At 69.9% G+C, this 20,297-nt stretch carries 16 protein-coding genes and 1 pseudogene; 12 read left to right on the top strand and 5 right to left on the bottom strand.

Annotation, left to right across the window (positions count from 1 at the left end):
- Window positions 1-20 precede the first annotated feature (20 nt).
- From ABT08_RS03980 to ABT08_RS03970, 3 genes are read left to right on the top strand one after another with little or no spacing between them, the layout of a single operon-like run.
- Complete coding sequence (locus ABT08_RS03980) at window positions 21-3,428, top strand: pyruvate carboxylase (RefSeq protein WP_288114057.1); 3,408 nt, start codon at window positions 21-23, stop codon at window positions 3,426-3,428.
- A 50-nt stretch (window positions 3,429-3,478) separates the two neighbouring features.
- Entirely contained in the window at window positions 3,479-4,939 is a 1,461-nt protein-coding gene (locus tag ABT08_RS03975; RefSeq protein WP_056209977.1) for a MinD/ParA family ATP-binding protein, read from the top strand.
- 3 nt (window positions 4,940-4,942) lie between these two features.
- A complete protein-coding gene (locus ABT08_RS03970; protein ID WP_045247216.1) occupies window positions 4,943-5,434 on the top strand; it encodes a peptide deformylase in 492 nt (163 codons plus the stop codon).
- A 51-nt stretch (window positions 5,435-5,485) separates the two neighbouring features.
- Here the strand turns inward: ABT08_RS03970 and ABT08_RS03965 are convergent, their stop codons facing one another.
- Window positions 5,486-7,333, bottom strand: coding sequence for an AMP-dependent synthetase/ligase (locus ABT08_RS03965; protein WP_288114056.1), 1,848 nt, complete (start codon window positions 7,331-7,333; stop codon window positions 5,486-5,488).
- A 147-nt stretch (window positions 7,334-7,480) separates the two neighbouring features.
- On the opposite strand from ABT08_RS03965, the gene ABT08_RS03960 reads away from it, so the two are divergent.
- Both ABT08_RS03960 and ABT08_RS03955 read left to right on the top strand, forming a co-directional pair.
- The gene (locus ABT08_RS03960) at window positions 7,481-8,203 is read left to right on the top strand and encodes a lysophospholipid acyltransferase family protein (protein WP_045247218.1); all 723 of its coding nucleotides are present in this window, start codon (window positions 7,481-7,483) and stop codon (window positions 8,201-8,203) included.
- 4 nt (window positions 8,204-8,207) lie between these two features.
- Window positions 8,208-9,545 (top strand): class II 3-deoxy-7-phosphoheptulonate synthase, encoded by a 1,338-nt coding sequence (locus ABT08_RS03955; RefSeq protein WP_045247219.1) that lies wholly within the window; start codon window positions 8,208-8,210, stop codon window positions 9,543-9,545.
- Window positions 9,546-9,619: 74 nt separating this feature from the next.
- Here ABT08_RS03955 and pknB read toward each other — a convergent pair whose 3' ends face one another.
- Complete coding sequence (pknB, locus tag ABT08_RS03950) at window positions 9,620-11,566, bottom strand: Stk1 family PASTA domain-containing Ser/Thr kinase (protein ID WP_056209974.1); 1,947 nt, start codon at window positions 11,564-11,566, stop codon at window positions 9,620-9,622.
- A gap of 70 nt (window positions 11,567-11,636) precedes the next feature.
- Window positions 11,637-12,617, bottom strand: coding sequence for a LysM peptidoglycan-binding domain-containing protein (locus ABT08_RS03945; protein WP_288114055.1), 981 nt, complete (start codon window positions 12,615-12,617; stop codon window positions 11,637-11,639).
- Window positions 12,618-12,793: 176 nt separating this feature from the next.
- Between ABT08_RS03945 and ABT08_RS03940 the strand changes: the two genes are divergently transcribed.
- Window positions 12,794-13,144, top strand: coding sequence for an Rv2175c family DNA-binding protein (locus ABT08_RS03940; RefSeq protein WP_048809147.1), 351 nt, complete (start codon window positions 12,794-12,796; stop codon window positions 13,142-13,144).
- A 28-nt stretch (window positions 13,145-13,172) separates the two neighbouring features.
- On the opposite strand, the gene ABT08_RS03935 is transcribed toward ABT08_RS03940, so the two are convergent.
- On the bottom strand, window positions 13,173-14,255 hold the full coding sequence (locus ABT08_RS03935) for a polyprenyl synthetase family protein (protein ID WP_056209970.1): 1,083 nt from the start codon (window positions 14,253-14,255) through the stop codon (window positions 13,173-13,175).
- Window positions 14,256-14,320: 65 nt separating this feature from the next.
- Between ABT08_RS03935 and ABT08_RS03930 the strand changes: the two genes are divergently transcribed.
- The 6 genes from ABT08_RS03930 (at window position 14,321) to ABT08_RS03905 (ending at window position 20,186) form a co-directional block, all read left to right on the top strand.
- Window positions 14,321-14,686, top strand: a complete 366-nt coding sequence (locus ABT08_RS03930; protein ID WP_056209968.1) for an SCO2097 family morphological protein — start codon at window positions 14,321-14,323, stop codon at window positions 14,684-14,686.
- Window positions 14,687-14,890: 204 nt separating this feature from the next.
- The gene (gene mraZ, locus ABT08_RS03925) at window positions 14,891-15,322 is read left to right on the top strand and encodes a division/cell wall cluster transcriptional repressor MraZ (RefSeq protein ID WP_045247224.1); all 432 of its coding nucleotides are present in this window, start codon (window positions 14,891-14,893) and stop codon (window positions 15,320-15,322) included.
- Between the two features lie 99 nt (window positions 15,323-15,421).
- Entirely contained in the window at window positions 15,422-16,375 is a 954-nt protein-coding gene (gene rsmH / locus ABT08_RS03920) for a 16S rRNA (cytosine(1402)-N(4))-methyltransferase RsmH (RefSeq protein WP_288114054.1), read from the top strand.
- Window positions 16,372-16,974, top strand: coding sequence for a cell division protein FtsL (ftsL, locus tag ABT08_RS03915; protein ID WP_056209966.1), 603 nt, complete (start codon window positions 16,372-16,374; stop codon window positions 16,972-16,974). The genes rsmH and ftsL overlap by 4 nt, the downstream gene beginning before the upstream one ends.
- Window positions 16,975-16,978: 4 nt before the next feature.
- Entirely contained in the window at window positions 16,979-18,769 is a 1,791-nt protein-coding gene (locus ABT08_RS03910) for a peptidoglycan D,D-transpeptidase FtsI family protein (RefSeq protein ID WP_056209964.1), read from the top strand.
- 4 nt (window positions 18,770-18,773) lie between these two features.
- Window positions 18,774-20,186 (top strand): UDP-N-acetylmuramoyl-tripeptide--D-alanyl-D-alanine ligase, encoded by a 1,413-nt coding sequence (locus tag ABT08_RS03905; RefSeq protein ID WP_056520064.1) that lies wholly within the window; start codon window positions 18,774-18,776, stop codon window positions 20,184-20,186.
- On the opposite strand, the pseudogene ABT08_RS03900 reads toward ABT08_RS03905, so the two are convergent.
- Window positions 20,184-20,297 (bottom strand): annotated as a pseudogene (locus ABT08_RS03900) (phospho-N-acetylmuramoyl-pentapeptide-transferase); the annotation flags it as partial. The gene ABT08_RS03905 and the pseudogene ABT08_RS03900 overlap by 3 nt on opposite strands.

Genomic DNA, 20,297 nt, shown 5'->3' with positions numbered 1-20,297 from the left:
GCGACACACGAAGAGGTCTGATGTTCCAGAAGATCCTTGTCGCCAACCGGGGCGAGATCGCGATCCGAGCTTTCCGTGCCGCCTACGAGGTCGGCGCCCGCACCGTGGCGGTCTTCCCCTATGAGGATCGCAACTCCCTGCATCGCCTGAAGGCCGACGAGGCCTATCAGATCGGGGAGATCGGGCACCCCGTGCGCGCCTACCTCGACGTCGACGAGATCATCCGGGTCGCCCTGGAGTGCGGCGCCGACGCGATCTACCCCGGCTACGGATTCCTCTCCGAGAACCCCGAGCTCGCCGAGAAGGCGGCTGCCCACGGCATCGCCTTCATCGGCCCGCCCGCATCCGTCCTCGAGATGGCCGGCAACAAGGTCACCGCGAAGGAGCACGCGATCGCGGCCGGCGTGCCGGTGCTGCGCTCGACCGAGGCATCCGACGACGTCGACGCCCTCGTCGCTCAGGCCGCCGACATCGGATTCCCCATCTTCGCGAAGGCCGTGGCCGGAGGAGGTGGGCGTGGCATGCGTCGCGTCGAGAAGCCCGAAGAGCTCGCCCCCGCCCTCGCCGAGGCGATGCGCGAGGCGCAGAGCGCGTTCGGCGACCCGCGCATGTTCCTCGAGCAGGCGGTGCAGCGCCCCCGTCACGTCGAGGTGCAGGTGCTCGCCGACAAGACGGGCGAGACCGTTCACCTGTTCGAGCGCGACTGCTCGGTGCAGCGCCGCCACCAGAAGGTCATCGAGATCGCTCCTGCCCCGAACCTCGACGACGAGATTCGGCAGCAGCTGCACGCCCACGCGATCGCGTTCGCCCGGTCGATCGGGTACGAGAACGCGGGCACTGTCGAGTTCCTGCTCGAGACCGCCGGCCCCCGCACGGGCGAGGTCGTCTTCATCGAGATGAACCCGCGCATCCAGGTGGAGCACACGGTGACCGAGGAGGTCACCGACGTCGACCTCGTGCAGACGCAGATCCGCGTCGCGGCGGGCCAGTCGCTCGCCGAGCTCGGGCTCGAGCAGAGCGACATCCGCCTGCGCGGCGCGGCGCTGCAGTGCCGCATCACGACCGAGGACCCCACGCAGGGCTTCCGGCCCGACACGGGCACGATCACGACCTACCGCTCGCCGGGTGGTGCCGGCATCCGTCTCGACGGCGGCACGACCGCCGCCGGCTCGCAGGTGAGTCCTCACTTCGACTCGATGCTGGCGAAGCTCACGTGCCGCGGCCGGGATTTCGGTGCCGCCGTGAGCCGCGCCCGGCGCGCGCTGGCGGAGTTCCGTATCCGCGGCGTCGCCACCAACATCCCGTTCCTGCAGGCGGTGCTCGACGACGCGTCGTTCGTCGCCGGGGATGTCAGCACCTCCTTCATCGATGAGCGCCCGCAGCTGCTGCGCGGGCGCGAATCGAAGGACCGCGGCACGAAGATCCTCAACTGGCTCGTCGATGTCACGGTGAACAAGCCCAACGGCGAGAACCCCCTCACGATCGAGCCGCGGTTCAAGCTCCCGACGATCGATCTGACGACGGATGCCGCGCCCGGATCCCGTCAGCGCCTGCAGGAGCTCGGTCCCGCCGGGTTCGCCGCGGCGCTGCGTGCCCAGACCGCCCTCGCCGTGACGGACACGACCTTCCGCGACGCCCACCAGTCGCTGCTCGCGACGCGGGTGCGCACGAAGGACCTGGTCGCGGTGGCGCCCTACGTCGCGCGTCTCACTCCGCAGCTGCTCTCGGTCGAGGCCTGGGGCGGTGCCACCTATGACGTCGCGCTGCGGTTCCTCGGCGAAGACCCGTGGGAGCGCCTCGACAAGCTGCGCACCGCACTGCCCAACGTGGCCATCCAGATGCTGCTGCGCGGCCGCAACACGGTCGGCTACACGCCGTACCCCACCGAGGTGACCTCCGCGTTCGTCGCCGAGGCGGCGCGCAGCGGGGTGGACATCTTCCGCATCTTCGACGCGCTCAACGACGTCGAGCAGATGCGCCCCGCGATCGAGGCCGTGCTCGAGACCGGCACTGCGGTCGCCGAAGTGGCCGTGTGCTACACCGGCGACCTGCTCGACCCCGCCGAGGACCTCTACACGCTCGACTACTACCTGTCCCTCGCCGACGAGATCGTCGCCGCGGGCGCTCACGTGCTCGCGATCAAGGACATGGCGGGGCTGCTGCGGCCCGCGGCCGCAGCGAAGCTCGTCTCCGCGCTGCGCGACCGGTTCGATCTGCCCGTGCACGTGCACACCCACGACACCGCCGGCGGGCAGCTCGCGACCCTCCTCGCCGCCAGCGCCGCCGGAGCCGACGCCGTCGACGCGGCGGCCGCGCCCATGTCGGGCACCACCAGCCAGCCGTCGTTGTCGTCGCTGGTCGCGGCGCTCGCCCACACCGAGCGCGACACGGGACTCGACCTCGACGCGGTGGGGAGCCTCGAGCCCTACTGGGAGGCCGTCCGGCACCTCTACAAGCCGTTCGAGTCAGGCCTTCCCTCGCCGACCGGCCGCGTCTACCACCACGAGATCCCAGGCGGCCAGCTCTCCAACCTCCGTCAGCAGGCGATCGCCCTGGGGCTCGCCGACGACTTCGAACTCATCGAGGACATGTACGCGGCCGCCAACCGCATCCTCGGGCGCGTGCCGAAGGTCACCCCCTCCTCGAAGGTCGTGGGCGATCTCGCGCTGCACCTCGCGGCCGTAAAGGCCGACCCGGCCGACTTCGAGGAGAACCCGCAGCGCTACGACATCCCCGATTCGGTCGTGGGCTTCATGGCGGGCGAGCTCGGCGATCTGCCGGGCGGCTGGCCCGAGCCCTTCCGCTCTAAGGTGCTCGCCGGACGCACCGTCGACATCTCTCTCACCCCGCTCAGCGTCGACGACGAGCGCGCGCTCAACGGCGACGCGGCCGAACGCCGCCAGACCCTCAACCGGCTGCTGTTCCCGGCACCCACTCGCGCGTTCGCCCAGACCCGGGAGGTGTTCGGGGACCTCAGCGTGCTCGACACCACCGGCTACCTCTACGGCCTCGCGGCCGGCGAGGAGCACGCGGTCGACATCGATCGCGGCGTCAAGCTCTTCGTCGGACTCGAGGCCATCGGCGAGGCCGACGACAAGGGCATGCGCACGGTCATGACGACCCTGAACGGCCAGCTGCGCCCCGTGTTCGTGCGGGATCGCAGCATCACCGTCGAGACCCGTCAGGCGGAGAAGGCGGACACGACCAAGCCCGGTCAGATCGCCGCGCCGTTCTCCGGCGTCGTCACGATCAAGACCGCCGTCGGCGACCGCGTCGAGGCCGGGCAGCCCGTGGCATCCATCGAGGCGATGAAGATGGAGGCGGGCATCACGGCGCCGATCGAGGGCGTGGTGGAGCGGATCGTCATCGCCCCGACCGCGCAGGTCGACGCGGGAGACCTTTTGGTCGTGATCCGGCCCGCGCACTAGCCTGGGGGAGGCGTGGCACCGTCCCTGTGACGCCAGGAGCCCCAGAACTCATGACCGAACGCACGGATCCGGCATCCCGCGACGACGGCGACGATGACGTCGTCGCGGCCCCCGTCAGCATCGACGCATCCAATCTCGACCTGTTCAGCAGCCAGACCGCGCAGGTCACCATCGTGCTGCCCGCATCGACCGACGACGACGAGCTCGACGACGACGGATCGGGTGAACTCGTCGACGACGGAGACGAGATCGAGGTGACGATCGCCGCGGAGGTCATCGATGACGGTGCGGCAGACGACGACGAGCGTGACGGCGACGAGATCGACGACCAGGAGAGCCCCGTCGACGACGAGGAGACCCCCGTGCCCGACGAGACGACCGACGACGCCGTGATCGACTCGACGCCCGAGGTGATCGACGTCCCCGTGCCGGCTCCCGTAGCCGCCACCGACTCGGCAGCTCCCGTCGCCGCGGCGGTCGCCGCCGTCGCCGTGAGCGAACCCCGTCGCACCACCGACCCGGTGCAGCTGGTCGCCCGCCGCGCGGGCGAGGTCGCCGGCGACCGCGGGACATCCGATCTGCTCAGCGCCGACCGCCTGCTCGAGAACGTCAAGGTGGCGCGCCCCGAGCCCGAGGGCCTGTGGCCTTCGCTCGTGTTCGCGCTGTCGGGCCGCCGCATCAATCTCGGCGACAACCGTCGCGCCCGCGCCCGCAAGGAGCTCGACCAGAAGATCGCCGCGCCGCTCTCAGGTCGTGCGCGATTCGTCGCCGTGCTGTCGCGCAAGGGCGGGGTCGGCAAGACGACCGTGACGACGCTGCTCGGCATGGCACTCGCATCGGCACGCGACGACCGTGTGATCGCCGTCGACGCGAACCCCGACCGCGGCACTCTCGCGGAGCGCATCGGACGCCCCAGCGGCAAGACCGTGCGTGATCTTGCGCGCGCCGGAGCCGTCGTGAGCGGCTTCAACGAGATCTCCTCGATCGTCGCGCGCGACGAGACCCGCCTCGATGTGCTCGCTTCCGACGCCGACCCGCGCGTCTCCGACGCCTTCAACGACGCCGACTATCGGGATGTCGCGACTCTCGCCGCGCACTACTACTCGGTCGTGCTCACCGACACCGGCACCGGAATCGTGCACGAGGTGATGGGGGCGACCCTCGACCTCGCGGACGGTCTCGTGATCGTCGCCGGTCTCAGCGTCGACGAGGCGCGCCTCGCGAGCGAGACGCTTACGTGGCTCGAGACCAACGGATACGCAGATCTCGTGCGCCGTGCCGTCGTCGTCATCAACGCGTCCCGTCCGGGCGCGTCCGCCGTGAGGGAAGCCGAGCTCGAGGCGCACTTCCGCTCCCGTGTGCGCGACGTCGTGCGGGTGCCCTACGACCCGGCCATCGCCGTCGGCGGACCGATCTCCTTCCGCGAGCTGCTGCCCGCCACCCGTCAGGCCGCGCGCCTGCTCGCCGCATCGGTCGTCGAGGGGCTGCGGTCGGTCTCGAAGGTCGCCTGAACCGTGGCGGTACGAGGCATCCGGGTCTTCGGCGACCCGGTTCTGAAGAGCGTCAGCGCGCCCGTCGGCGAGATCGACGAGGGCACCGAGGCGCTCGTGCGCGACCTGATCGACACCGTGCAGCTGCCGGGGCGGGCGGGGGTCGCCGCGCCGCAGATCGGTGTCGGCGTGCGGGCGTTCAGCTACAACGTGGACGGCGAGATCGGCTACGTGCTCAACCCGGTGCTCGTGGAGGTGGCGGGGGAGCCCGTGCTGACCGGCGAGGGGTGCCTGTCCGTGCCGGGCTTGTGGCACGACGTGCTGCGCTATCCGCACGCGAAGGTCGTCGGCATCGGGCTCGACGGCGCCGAGATCGTGCTCGAGGGCGACGGTCTCATGGCCCAGGCGCTGCAGCACGAGACCGATCATCTCGACGGCATGCTCTATCTCGACCGGCTCGAGCCGACCACCCGCCGGGTGGCGATGCGCGAGATCCGCGAGAGCGACTGGTTCTGACGCTTTCGGTCAGTGGTCGCTCCCGCGGATCGGATGCCGCGTCCCGCCGCGTCAGCGCAGTGAGACGTTGGTGGTGTTGACGGGCACCTCGTAGAGAGCGCGGATCTCGTCGGCGAAGTCCGAGAGGATCACGTTGCGCTTGATCGAGAGCTTCGGCGTGAGGTGTCCGCTCGCCTCGGTCCACTCGGTGGGCAGGATCGTGAACTTGCGGATCGACTCGGCCCGCGAGACGCCCTGGTTCGCCCGGTCGATCGCCTTCTGCACCTCGTCGCGCACCTTGGGGTTCTCGGCGGCCTGTGCGAGCGTGAGGTCGGTCGGAAGTCCGTTGTTCGCGGCCCACGTCGGCAGCATCTCGGGGTCGAGGGTGACGAGTGCGGCGATGAACGGCTTCTGATCGCCGACGACGACGACCTGGCTGACCAGGATGTTCGCCCGGATGGGGTCTTCGAGTGCGGCCGGCGCCACGTTCTTGCCGCCCGCCGTGACGATGATCTCCTTCTTGCGGCCGGTGATCTTCAGGAAGCCGTCGGCGTCCAGTTCACCGATGTCGCCCGTGCGGAACCACTCGCCGTCGAACGCCTCGGCGGTCGCCTCGGGGTTGCGCCAGTACTCCTTGAACACGTCGATGCCGCGCACCTCGATCTCGCCGTCCTCGGCGATGCGCACGCCGACTCCCGGGAGCACGGGGCCGACCGTGCCGATCTTGATGCGGTCGGGGGTGTTCACGGTGGCGGGGGCGGTGGTCTCGGTGAGTCCATACCCCTCGAGGATCTTCACGCCGAGCGCGGCGAAGAAGTAGCCGAGCCGCTCGCCGAGGGGCGCCGACCCCGAGATGGCGTACTGGATGTTGCCGCCCATGCGCTCACGCAGCTTCGCGAAGACGAGGCGGTCGAAGAGACGGAACTTCACCCGCAGCGAGAACGGGATCTTCTCTCCTGCCTGACGAGCCTTGGCGTACTGGATGCCGACGGCCGCCGCGGCGCGGAAGATCTTGCCCTTGCCGCCCGACTCGGCGACCTGCTCGGCCGAGTTGTAGACCTTCTCGAACACGCGGGGGACCGCGAGCAGGAACGTGGGCTTGAACGAGCCGAGCGCGTCGATGAGCTTCGAGGTGTCGGGCTGGTGGCCCGTCTTCACGCCGGCGTGGATGTTGATCACCGAGATGAACCGGGCGAACACGTGTGCGGTCGTGATGAACAGCACGGTCGAGGCGCCCTCGGTCGTGACCACGTTCTCGAGCGACTGGGTCGCGTTGCGGGCGAGCTCGACGAAGTTGCTGTGCGTGAGCACGCAGCCCTTCGGGCGGCCGGTCGAGCCGGATGTGTAGATGAGGGTGGCGATGTCGGAGCCGACGGCGAGGCCGCGGCGGCGCTCGATCTCCTCGTCGGCGACGCCGGCGCCCTCGCGGCGGAGGGTGTCGAGCGCGCCCTTCTCGATCTGCCAGGTGGCGCGCACGAGGGGGAGGTCGCCGGCGATCTCGTCGAGCTTTGCCTGATGATCGGCGGACTCGACGAGGCAGGCGATCGCCTCCGAGTTGGACAGGATCCATTGGATCTGGCTCGCCGAGCTCGTCTCGTAGATCGGCACCATGACTGCGCCCGCGTAGAAGAGGGCGAAGTCGACGAGTGTCCACTCGTAGGTCGTCTTCGCGAGGAAGCCCACCTTCTCGCCGGGCTGGATGCCCACGGCGACGAATCCCTTCGCGAGCTCGACCACCTGGCGGCGGAACTCCGCGGTGGCGATGTCGCGCCACCCGCCGGATCCGTCGGGTACGGCGAACAGGGCGCCCTTCGGGTCCTTGGCGACCCGCTGCTCCAGCAGGTCGGTGATGTTCGCGTCGGGGTCCGGGGTGACCAGCGGAGGGGTGTAGACCTCGGCCGTTGCGGCGACAGTGCTCATGGCGGCAGCTCCTTCGATACCGGTTGCTCGTGCTGAAACTCAGTCTACATTTGCGCGAGACCGAGTCTCACTGACACGGGCGGCACGATCGGGGGGATGCGCTCGCTTGTAGACTGCTTCCCCTGAGCGTACGCGAAGGGATCCCGCGTGTTCTATTGGTTCATGAAGTACGTGGTGATCGGTCCGGTCATCAAGGCGATCTTCCGACCCTGGGTCGTGGGCCGCAGCAACATCCCCGCACGCGGCGCGGCCATCCTGGCGAGCAACCACCTCTCGTTCGCCGATTCGATCTTCCTGCCGCTCATGATCGACCGCCCGATGAGCTTCCTCGCCAAGAGCGACTACTTCACGGGCAGAGGTCTGAAGGGGTGGGCGACGAAGATGTTCTTCAAGGCCACCGGGCAGATCCCGATCGACCGATCGGGCGGCAAGGCATCCGAGGCATCCCTCAACACCGGTCTCCAGGTGCTCGGGCGTGGAGACCTGCTCGGCATCTACCCCGAGGGCACCCGCAGTCCGAACGGAATCCTTTACCGGGGTCGCACCGGAATCGCCCGCATGGCGCTCGAAGCCGGGGTGCCCGTCATCCCCGTCGTCATGGTCGACACCGACGCGATCCAGCCGATCGGGCGGCGAATTCCGCGCATCGGGCGTGTAGGGGTCGTCATCGGCGAGCCCCTCGACTTCACCCGGTTCGCCGGGCTGTCGGACGACCGCTACGTGCTTCGATCGGTCACGGACGAGATCATGGTGGCGCTGCAGCGCATCGGCGGCCAGCGCTACGACGACGTCTACGCGTCGGCGGTGAAGGAGCGCCTCGAGCAGGCCCGCAACACGGAGCCGGTCACCTCGGGCGCGCCACTAGACTGAGCGGATGCTCCAGCAGCTCGACGCCCTCGATCAGTGGCGTTCGCTTCCCATCAAACAGCAGCCGTCCTGGCCCGACGCCGATGCCGTCGCCGCGGTCTCGGACGAGATCGCGTCGCTGCCTCCACTCGTGTTCGCCGGTGAGGTCGACCTCCTGCGCGAGCGTCTCGCGCGGGCGGCATCGGGCAACGCCTTCCTCCTGCAGGGCGGCGACTGCGCCGAGACGTTCGCGGGGGCGACGGCCGACCAGATCCGCAACCGCATCAAGACGGTGCTGCAGATGGCGGTCGTGCTGACGTACGGCGCCTCGATGCCGGTCGTGAAGATGGGCCGCATGGCGGGTCAGTTCGCGAAACCGCGATCGAGCGACGACGAGACCCGCGGCGGCGTGACACTGCCCGCCTACCGCGGCGACATCGTGAACGGCTACGACTTCACCGAGGCCTCCCGCATCGCCGACCCGCAGCGTCTGCTGAAGGGCTACCACACGGCCGCCTCGACCCTGAACCTCATCCGCGCGTTCACGCAGGGAGGCTTCGCCGACCTGCGCGAGGTGCACTCGTGGAACAAGGGCTTCGCGCAGAACCCGGCGAACCAGCGCTACGAGGGTCTCGCCGCCGAGATCGACCGCGCGATCAAGTTCATGGAGGCGGCCGGTGCCGACTTCGACGAGCTGCGCCGCGTCGAGTTCTACACGGGCCACGAGGGTCTGCTCATGGACTACGAGCGCCCCATGACCCGCATCGACTCCCGCACGGGCACGCCGTACAACACGTCGGCGCACTTCCTGTGGATCGGGGAGCGCACCCGTGATCTCGACGGCGCACACGTCGACTACTTCTCGAAGATCCGCAACCCCATCGGGGTCAAGCTCGGACCGTCGACCTCGACCGACACCGCTCTCGCGCTCATCGACAAGCTCGACCCCGAGCGGGAGCCCGGACGCCTCACCTTCATCACGCGCATGGGCGCGGGCAAGATCCGCGACGCGCTGCCGCCGCTGCTCGAAGCCGTGCGCGACTCGGGAGCGACCCCGCTCTGGGTCACCGACCCCATGCACGGCAACGGCATCACATCGCAGAACGGCTACAAGACCCGTCGCTTCGACGACGTGGTCGACGAGGTGCGCGGCTTCTTCGAGGCGCACCGCGCGGTGGGCACGTTCCCCGGCGGCATCCATGTCGAGCTCACCGGCGACGACGTCACCGAATGCCTCGGCGGATCCGAGCAGATCGATGAGGCCACCCTCGCGACCCGCTACGAGTCGCTGTGCGACCCGCGCCTGAACCACATGCAGTCGCTCGAGCTCGCGTTCCTCGTGGCCGAGGAGCTCGAGAAGCGCTGACTCTCGCGGAGAGACAGCGAGGGGGTGGATGCCGCGGCATCCACCCCCTCGTTCTGCGTCCTGGCGTTCCGCCGCTAGCCGGTCAGGCTGAGGACGAGGTTGATCTTGGTGCCCTTCGGCTGGGTGGTCGTACTGTCGGGGCCCTGCGACGTGACCTTCGCGATCGTCGGAACCGCATCCCAGTACAGGGCATAGGCGGGCACGAAACCGGCGGCCGTGAGGATGCGCTTCGCGTCCGCGAGGGTCTTTCCCGTCACATCGGGAACGGGGAAGAGCTGCGGACCCTTCGACACGACGAGGGTGACCGTGTCTCCCGGCGCCCAGTTCCCCCCGCCGCCGCGTTTGCCGATGCCGATCACGGTTCCCGATGCGATGGAGTCGCTGAACTCCTGAGCCGGGGTCGACGAGACCTGGAGGCCCACGCCGGTCAGGGCAGTCGTGGCATCCGTGATGCTCATGCCCGCGACATCCGGCACCGGCCCCTTCGACGCCGTGATCACCGCGGAATCTCCCTCGTGCACCGTGCAGCCGTTGCTGCAGTCGGTCGCCGATGAGGCACCGCGCGGTGTGACGGCGACGGACAGCACCGTATCGGGATCGTTCTGCGTGAACTGGTAGGCCGTCGCGCCGAGCGTGACGGTCGCCGCGGCGAAGGCCGACTGCGCGGTCGCAAGCGGCTGGCCCGCGAGAGCGGGGATGTCGTGGGGTTGGGGACCTTTGGAGACGAGCACGGTGACGGTGCTCTTCTTGTCGACGCGGGATCCCGCCCCCGGCTCCGTCGCGACGACGAGGCCGGAGGCGACGTCGATGCTGAACACATCGGATTCGACGGCCTGGAGCCCGTCCGCCCCGAGGGCGGTCGAGGCATCCGCGAACGTGAAATTCGTCAGATCGCGGATCGCGATCTTCGATCCCGGCCCGGCACCGAACCACCAGCCGGTTCCGCCCGCTGCGAGAGCGAGCACGAGAACGAGTGCGACGAGCCATCCGCCGCGGGAGGCGCGGCGGCGCGACCGGGCGCGCAGCAGCGCCGCATTGTCGATCGGCACGCCGCGGGCCGGCGTGAGCACGGCGGTCGCGGCGGGAAGCGCCTTCGTGACCTCGCCCGAGTCCAGCCCGTCGTACGCGACGGTCGGTCCGCCGACGGCGATCGCCCGCGCGACCTGGGGTGCGATGCCCAGTTGGGCCTCGATCTCGCGCAGCCGCGCGAGCATCTCACCGGCGTCGCGCGGACGCGCCTCCGGGTCGCGTTCGGTCGACCACAGCACGAGCTCATCGAGGGGCTCTGGCACGTCGGGGTTCTTCGCGCTCGGGCGAGGCACCGAATCGGTCGCGTGCTGGTAGGCGATCTGCATGGGCTGTTCGCCCTTGTACGGCTGCTCGCCGGTGAGCATCTCGTACAGCACGATGCCGAGCGCGTAGATGTCGCTGCGTGCATCCGCCGTTCCGCGGGTGACCAGCTCGGGTGCCAGGTAGGCGATGGTGCCGAGCAGCATCTGCCCCGACGCCGTGTTCGCGGTCGCCGCTCGGGCCAGCCCGAAGTCGCCGATCTTGATGCGGCCGTCCTCCGCGAGCAGCACGTTCTCGGGCTTCACGTCGCGGTGGATGATGCCCGACCGGTGGGCCGCCGCGAGTCCCGACAGGATGGCGTCCATGATCGTCACGACCTGCGCGACACCGATGCGGCGCTGATCCCGGATGAGCTCGCGCAGCGTCACCCCGGGCAGGTACTCCATGACGAGGTACGCCATGTCCTCGTCCTGCCCCTGGTCGAACACGTTCACCACGTGCGGGTCGGAGAGCCGGGCGGCCGAGCGCGCCTCTTGGATGAACCGACTCTGGAAGACCGCATCGTCGCTGAGGTGCCCGTGCATGACCTTCAGCGCAACACGTCGCTCCAAGCGCAGATCGGTGGCGACGTAGACCGTCGCCATCCCCCCCCGCGCGATGCGCGCGCGCACGCGGTACCGGCCGTCGACCAGACGGCCGATCAGCGGATCCGCGCGCTGGCCCGTATTCACGGATCGAGTCTACGGACGACGGCCTGGGAGCCCGGGGAACGGCTCGCCCCTGCGGGCGACCTGGTGTCGGTCAGCCGAGGGCCCGAAGCCACTGCGTCGCGGCGGACTCCCAGCGTCCGTAGCGGTCCGGGTAGGACGAGATCTGCACGGCCTGCGCGGCATCCGCGTATGTCATGCTCTGCCACCCCGGGATGTCGAGCAGGCCCCGAGTGAGCGGGCCGGAGGGCCCGTCGACGCCGAGGAAGAAGGCGCGGATCGCGTACACCGGCTCCGCAACCTGTGCCGCGGTGCCCCACCCGGTGCTCGGTCGTTGCTGGAAGAGCCCGCGTGAATCGCGATCGCCGCCGTCGAGGTTTCGCAGCCAGGACTCCTGCATCGCCGTGCCGAGGGCGATCGTGATGGCACGGTCGGGAACGCCCAGCTCTCGGCCGATGCGGATGATGAGTCTCGCGTTGGCGATCTGCTCCTCGTCGAGGCCGGTGGCTCCGGCATCCGTTGCGGGAATCGTCAGGCGCTGGCCGGGGTAGATGATGCTCGACCAGGTGAGTCCGTTCGCGCCGAGCAGGGCGACGACGGTCGTGTGCTGTCGGGCCGCGATCGCTGTGAGGGTGTCGCCGCGCTGTACGAGGTAGGTCTGTGCGGTCGGGGCGGGGGTCGCCGCCGTCGTCGTCGTCGTCGGGGCGACGGTTGCGGCGGGGGCGGGGAGCACGAGCACATCGCCGGGCCGGATGATCGACTGCCACCCCAGTCCGTTGGCCCGCAGTACGGCGCCGATGTCGAGACCGTGGCGTCGGGCGATCGCCCACACCGTGTCGCCGGCCCGCACCGTCACGGTGGCTTGGCCTGCCGCCGTCGTGGCCGCCGCGCGAGCCGCCGCCGCGACCGTGCCAGCGGCACGCGTGGCGTCGGGCAGCACGGGACCGGATGTCTCGCGCGGCTCCGCGGCCTGCGCAGGCTGAGGAGCGAGCGCGAGGGCGATGCCGCCGACGACGGCGGGGACCGCCCACCAGCGCAGGGGAGAGATCGTGGTCGTCGCGCGCCGAGGCGTCATGTCGTCCTCCTGCCTCCGCCGCCGTGAGGGGGCGAGATCGATCCACGGTCCCACGGGCTGGGACGAGAGTCAATCATCGGGACGGATGTGGCGTATGTGACAGCCGTCCGGGTCGCGGCCGCCTGTGCGCGGGGCGGACGGTGCGGCGGCCGCGAGCGGAATGCGATAGTGGACGAGTGACCGATGCAGCATCAGGACCCGCCACGACGGAATGGCTCACCCTTCCCGACCTCGCCGAGATGCTGGGTGAACCGCTCAGCCGCGTGCGTCGACTCCTCGACGAGAACGTCCTCCTCGGATCGCGGCGGAACGGGCCCCTCGCCGTGCCGGCTCTGTTCCTCGTCGACGGCGCGCCGCTCGCATCGCTGCGCGGCACGATCTTCGTGCTGCTCGACGCCGGCTTCAGCGCCGACGAGGCCATCGACTGGCTTCTCGCCCCCGAGGAATCGATCGGCATCGCCCCGATCGAGGCGCTGCGGGCGGGCCGGAAGAGCGAGGTGCGTCGGGTCGCCCAGACTCTCGCCTGACCTCGGGCGACCCCGCTCGCGGAAGACGTCAGGTCACGCGGTCGGCGGATGCCGCGGCCAGCGCGCGCAGCTCGTCGAGCGCGTCCACGCGCAACGGGGCCGCAGCGAGTGCCCGGTCGGCATCCGCGATGTAGCCGGCGATGAGCTCTTCCACCCGGTCGAGGGCGCCGGTGTCCACCAGCACCCGGCGCATGCGCTCCACGGTCGCGTCGTCGAGCGCCGGGTCGCCCAGCGTGGCGTCCAGTGCCGCGCGACCGTCGTCGTCGAGCGCCTCGCGTGCGAAGGCGACGAGCACGGTGCGCTTGCCTTCGCGCAGGTCATCGCCCGCCGGCTTGCCGGTCACGGAGGCGTCGCCGAACACGCCGAGCACGTCGTCACGCAGTTGGAACGCCATGCCGACCGGGTGTCCGAAGGCGGCCAGGGCGGCGCGCTGCGCGGTGTCGGCGTCTGCGAGGGAGGCGCCGATGAGGAGCGGCTGCTCGACGCTGTAGCGCGCGGACTTCAGCGAGGCCACCCGCAGGGCTCGTTCGGCGTGCGTGTCGGCGGGGGCGGTGATCCAGGCTGCCTCTTCGGCGATGTCGAGGAACTGGCCCACGGTGACCTCGCGGCGCATCTGCGCGTATTGCGCGCGGGCGCGCTGGGCCGTCGCTGCGGGCAGGCCCTCGAGTCCGGCTTCGACGAGGTCGTCACTGCCGGCGACGAGCAGATCTCCGAGCAGGATGGCGCCGTTCCGACCGAAGGCCTCGGCGTCGCCGGTCCAGCCGGATGCCGCGTGGGCGCCCGCCAGGGCGCGGTGCGCCGCGGGCTGTCCACGGCGTGTGTCGGAGTTGTCGATCACGTCGTCGTGCACGAGGGCGGCGGCATGGAACACCTCGAGCGCGGCCGCGACGGAGGTGGCGGCGTCCGCGCGCTCAGCGGTGCCGCCGCAGGCGCGGAACCCGGCGAGGAGGAAACGTGCGCGAAGCCGCTTCCCGCCGCGGAGGGCGCCGACCGCGACGTCGTGGAGAGTCTGCGCCTCGTCGCCCCACCCGCTCAGCTCCTCTGCCTGCGTGAGGAGGAACTTCTCCAGTCGCTGGGAAACCGCCGCGATCGCCTCCGTGCTGCTCGACACGGGCCTAGCCTAGTGATCGCCACGCCGCGTAGAATCGCGGTGACTTTCACCTACAGGGGGTTCCGATGCCTCTTTCCGAGCAGGAGCAGCGTCTTCTCGACGAGATGGAACGCCATCTCATGAGCAACGACGCCGATGTCGTCACGGCCGGCGGCGGTGCGCGTTCGCTGAGCTATCGCAACATCGTGATCGGTGTGCTCCTGTTCGTGGTCGGCCTCGGCGGTGTCGTCGCGGGTGTCTCGACCCAGCTCATCGTGATCGGCGTCATCGGCTTCGCTGTCATGCTCGCGGGGGTCATCCTCGCCGTGACTCCGACGCGAGCCGGGCGCGTGCGCGCGAGCCGTCCCTCGGCCGCCACCCCGCGACAGAGCGGGCGCTCCTTCATGGACCGCATGAACGATCGATGGGATCGCCGCCAGCAGGGCAGCTGATCCCGATCCACTGAAACACCGACCCGCGAGGGTCGGTGTTTTTTTGTGCCCGCAGATCGGATGCCGCACACGTCCGGCGATGCCGCTGTCGACGCCGGGGGAGTGCTCGCCCATATCGAGGCCGAATTGGGTAGTGAAGTGGAGGACAGTGGAGTAAAGTGGGGCAAAATTCTTCGCTGGCCGGACGAAGGGGGTGCCGCTCCGATGCTTCTCGGCACCCACACGCCCAAACTCGACGAGAAGGGCCGCGTGATCCTCCCCGCAAAGTTCCGCGACGACCTCGGGGCGGGAGTCGTGATCACCCGCGGACAGGAGCGCTGCCTGTACGTCTTCGCCGAGGTCGAGTTCGAGCGCATCCACGAGCGCATCCGGGAGACGCCGCTCACGAACAAGCAGGCGCGCGACTTCCTTCGCATGTTCCTGTCGGGCGCGAGCGCGGAGAAGCCCGACGGACAGAACCGCATCACCGTGCCGCCGCACCTGCGCACGTACGCCGGACTCGAGCGTGAGCTCATCGTCACCGGCGTCGGCGCTCACGCCGAGATCTGGGACGCCGCCGCGTGGAACGCCTACGCGGAGGCCAACGAGTCGAGCTATGCCGAGTTGGAGCAGGAGGTGATCCCGGGCCTCTTCTGAGCCCCAGGCCGCGATCCCCACCCGCCTCTCCCTGGCGCACTTCCCCGGTGCCAGGTCGACGCGGTTGGGAATCGGGGTCGGGGGACCGGCCCCGCAGACATGGACCTCCGCGACATCCACACCCCCGTCATGCTCGAGCGCTGCCTCGAGCTGCTCGCGCCTGCGCTCCAGGCCGACGCGCCGGTCGTCGTCGACGCGACGCTCGGCATGGGCGGTCACGCCGAGGCGCTCCTCGAGCGCCACCCGCGCGTGCGCCTGGTCGGTCTCGACCGGGACACCGACGCACTCGCGATCGCCGCCGAACGCCTGGCACCCTTCGCCGACCGCGTCATCTTCGTCCACACGGTCTACGACGGCCTCCCCGCGGCCCTCGCCGCGAACGGCATCGCACGCATCGATGGTGCGCTGTTCGACCTCGGCGTCTCCTCGCTGCAGCTCGACGAGGTCGACCGCGGCTTCGCCTACGCGCGGGACGCGCCCCTCGACATGCGCATGGATCAGTCCGCCGGCGCCACCGCGGCCGATGTGCTGGCCGGCTACGGCGAAGGCGACCTCCGCCGCATCTTCGAGCGCTACGGCGAGGAGAAGCTCGCCGGACGCTACGCGCGCGCGATCGTCGCCGCGCGTGCCGACGCGCCCATCGATCGCTCCGGACGGCTCGTGGACATCCTGCAGGCCGCGACGCCGGCTGCGCTCCTGAATGCGGGGCACCCCGCGAAGCGGGTGTTCCAGGCCCTGCGGGTCGAGGTCAACAGCGAGCTCAGCGTGCTCGAGCGCGCGATTCCATCCGCTCTCGATGCGCTGCGTGTCGGCGGACGCCTCGTGGTGATGTCGTATCAGTCGCTCGAGGATCGGCTCGTCAAGCGTGTGTTCGCCGAGGCATCGACATCGACCGCGCCGCGGGGGCTCCCGGTCGAGCTCGAGGAGTTCGCCCCTCGATTCCGTCTGCTCGTGAAGGGGGCCGAGCAGGCGTCCGACGCCGAGCGCGCCCGCAACCCTCGTTCCGCACCCGTGCGCCTGCGCGCCGTCGAGAGGATCCGTGACGCCGCATGAGCACCGCCACCGTCGCGCCGGTCGCGCATCCCCACCTGCTCGACGAGGACCTCCTCGTCTCCACCCCCCGCCCGCTCCGCGTCGTCGCGCCGGCGCGACGACGCCGGCCGCGAGTGGCCTATGCCGTGGTCGCCGTCATCGGGGCGCTGCTGATCGCCGGCGCTCAGATGGGACTGTCCATCCTGACCACGCAGTCGACCTTCGACATCTCGTCAGTGGCGCAGCAGCAGCGCACGCTCAACCTGCAGAAGCAGGTGCTCAACGACAAGATCACGGGTCTCACCTCGCCCCAGTACCTTGCGGCGAACGCCGCGGCACTCGGCATGGTCACCGGCCAGAGCCCCAGCTACCTGCGGTTGAGCGACGGCGCGGTTCTCGGACCGCAGCGCGCATCGAACGCGACATCCTCCCTCGACGCTCTCGGCAACGGCTCGGTGCCGAACGCCCTCATCGCCACGACGCCGCTCGTCAGCAACGCGCAGGCGACGATCAACGGAGCCATCGCGCCCACGCCGGACCCGGCCGCCTCTGCGGCGGCTGCGAATCCGGCGACACCCCCCGCGCTGACCGACGGGCTGCCGACCCCGGCCACACACTGAATCCATGACGTCCCGCAACAGCCGCAGCACGCGGCGTCGCACCGTCGTCGGCTTCGCGATCGTGCTCGCCGTGCTCGCCGTCTTCACGGTCCGGCTCGTCGACATCCAGGTCGTCAACGCGGATGCGAACGTGCAGCAGGCCATGACGCTCGGCTACGGCGTCGAGCGCACCGTCAACGGCACCCGCGGCTCGATCGTCGACATGAACGGGAACGTGCTCGCCGGCACCGTGACCCGCTACGACGTGCAGATCGACCCGAGCACGACCAGCTCGACCGTGTCGCAGAAGCAGTCGGACGGAACGACGGCGAGCATCGGCTGGTCGGCCGCCGCCGCCCAGATCGCGTCGATCCTGGGCAAGACCCCGGCCGACGTCGAGAAGGTGGTCAGCGACGCGCTCGCTGTCAACCCGAAATCGCAGTACGCGATCCTCGCGAAAGCCGTCGACACCGATGCGTACACCAAGCTCTCCGCTCTCGGGCTGCCCTACCTCTCCTTCCCGACCCACCCCGTGCGCACCTACCCCGACGGTGCGGTCGCCGGCAACCTCGTGGGATTCGTCGGCTCGGACGAGCAGGCACTCGCCGGTCTCGAGCTCTCGCAGCAGTCGTGCCTGCAGCAGACGAACGGCGTCGTGCGCTATCAGCGCGGCAAAGACGGTGTCATGATCCCGGGTACGGAGGAGACGACACCCGCCGTGGACGGCGGCACCGTCACTCTCACGATCGATCGCGATCTGCAGTGGTACATGCAGCAGCTCATCGCCGAACAGGTGCAGAAACGCGCCGCCGTCAGCGGAACGATCACCGTGGTCGACATCAAGACCGGCGACATCCGTGCGGCCGCGGAGTACCCGACGGTCGACCCGAACAACATCAACGCGACCGCGCCCGAGTACTGGCGCAGCCACATCTTCACCGACACGTTCGAACCCGGCTCGACCTTCAAGGCCCTCACCGCCTCGATGCTCATCGATTCGGGCACCTCGACCGCCACCTCGACGGCATCGGTTCCCGGACGCATCACCTTCCCGAACGGGGCGACGGTGGTGGATGACTCGAACCACCGCACGGAGCTGTACACGCTCGCCGGAGTGCTGATGGACTCCTCGAACGTCGGTGCGTCGATCCTCGGATCCCAGCTCGCCCCCGATGTGCGCTACGGCTACCTGCAGAAGTTCGGCATCGGACAGGGCAGCGCCGTCGGCTTCATCGGCGAGGCGAAGGGCGATCTGCCGCCGGTGAGCGCCTGGGACCGGCAGAAGATCTACGACACGACCTACGGCCAGGGCCTCACCACGACCGTCCCGGAGCTGCTCACCGCCTACATGGCGATCGCCAACGGCGGCGAGAAGATCCCGCTGAAGCTCGTGCAGTCCTGCACGGCGTCCGATGGCACCGTCACCACCCCGGCCGAGCCGGCCGCGACCCGGGTCATGAGCACGGATGCCGCTCAGCAGGTCACCGACATCCTCGAGAACGTCGCGACCCAGGGCCCGCTCGCCAAGGCCGTCTCCATCCCGGGGTACGTCCTCGCGTTCAAGACCGGAACCGGTCAGCAGTACGACGCCGCGACCGGCGGCTACAAGGTCGGCGCGTACTTCACGACCCTGATCGGGTTCGCCCCCGCCGACAACCCCCAGTACCTTGTCGCGATTACCCTGAACGAGCCCCAGACGATAACCTCGTCGGCGGCCAACGCAGAAGGGTTCCAGAAGGCGATGACCCAGGTTCTGAAGACCTACCGGGTGCTCCCCGACGACGCGCAGCCGGTCACGCTGCCCAAGTTCGGCTGAGCGGATGATCGCGCTCACCCTCGGCGAGATCGCCGACGTCCTGCATGGCCGCCTCGTGACGGCCGCCTCCGACGCCGCTGACACGGTGGTGTCCGGGCTCGTCGACACCGACTCCCGCCAGATCGCACCCGGCGACATCTTCGTCGCCAAGCCCGGCGAGACCACCGACGGTCATCTGTTCGTCGACGCCGCGGTCGCCGCGGGCGCGGCGCTCGCCATCGTCGAGCGGGAGGTGGCGGCATCCGTCTCCCAGATCGTCGTCGCCGACGTCGTCGTCGCCCTCGCCGAACTCGCCCGCGAGGTCGTCGGGCGCGTGCGGGCGGCGGGGGATCTGCGGATCGTCGGCATCACCGGATCCAACGGCAAGACCACGACCAAGAACATGCTCGCCCGCATCCTCGAGGCCGAAGGGGAGACCGTCGCGCCGCGCGCGTCGTTCAACAACGAGGTCGGTGCACCGCTGACGATGCTGAGGGTGACGGCGGGCACGCGGTTCCTCGTGAGCGAGTTCGGTGCCAGCGGACCGGGCGAGATCGCCCGACTCGCGGGGCTGGTCACCCCCGACGTGGTCGTCGAGCTCATGGTCGGCATGGCCCACGCGGGCGGTTTCGGTGGCATCGAGGCGACCTTCATCGCGAAATCCGAGCTCGTCCACGCGATGCGCGGCGGCGGCGTCGCCGTGCTGAACCGCGACGACGAGCGGGTGCGCCGCATGGCGCCGATCGCCCTCGAGAAGGACGGCGAGGTGCGCTGGTTCGGCCACTCCGCAGAGGCTGACGTGCAGGCGACGGATGTCTCGGTCTCCGCGTCCGGCACCGCCTTCACCGTGCACGCCGGAGGAGAGGCGCTGCCGGTCCGGCTGCGGGTGCTCGGCGCCCACCACGTCAACAACGCCATCGCCGCGATCGCGGCGGCCGGCGCGCTCGGTGTCGAGCTCGCGGCATCCATCGCCCGCCTCGAGACCCTCGAGCTCGCAGAGCGCTGGCGCATGCAGCCGCTCGGCTCGGACCGTGTGCGCATCATCAACGACGCCTACAACGCGAGCCCCGACTCGATGGTCGCGGCTCTGCGCACCCTCGCCCAGATCACCGGCGAGGGCGAGCGCACAGTCGCGGTTCTCGGCGCGATGAGCGAGCTCGGCGAGTACGCCGGCGAGGAGCACGACCGCATCGGCGAACTCGCGGTGCGACTGCGCATCCAGCGGATCGTGATCGTGGGTGCCGCCGCCCGACGGATGTTCCTCGCCGCCGTGGCGGAGGGGTCGTGGAGCGACGAGGCCGTGTTCTTCGCGACCGCCGACGAGGCCTACGACTACCTGCTCACCGAGCTCCGCGACGGCGACCGCGTGCTCGTGAAGTCGTCGAACTCGGCGGGTCTGCGATTCTTGGGCGACCGTCTGGGAGAATCGTTCTCGTGAGATCCCTGCTGACTGCCGCCGCACCTTCATGAAGTCGTCGATGAACCCGACCACACCGAAGCCGACCATCATCCAGATCACCAGGAGCCCGGAGATCGTCGGCGGATTCCG

The organism is Microbacterium sp. SCN 71-21 (assembly GCF_001725695.1).
Lineage (GTDB): Bacteria > Actinomycetota > Actinomycetes > Actinomycetales > Microbacteriaceae > Microbacterium > Microbacterium ginsengisoli.
The sequence above is the reverse complement of the archived record's forward strand: the minus strand, read 5'-3'. Positions and strand labels throughout refer to the sequence as shown.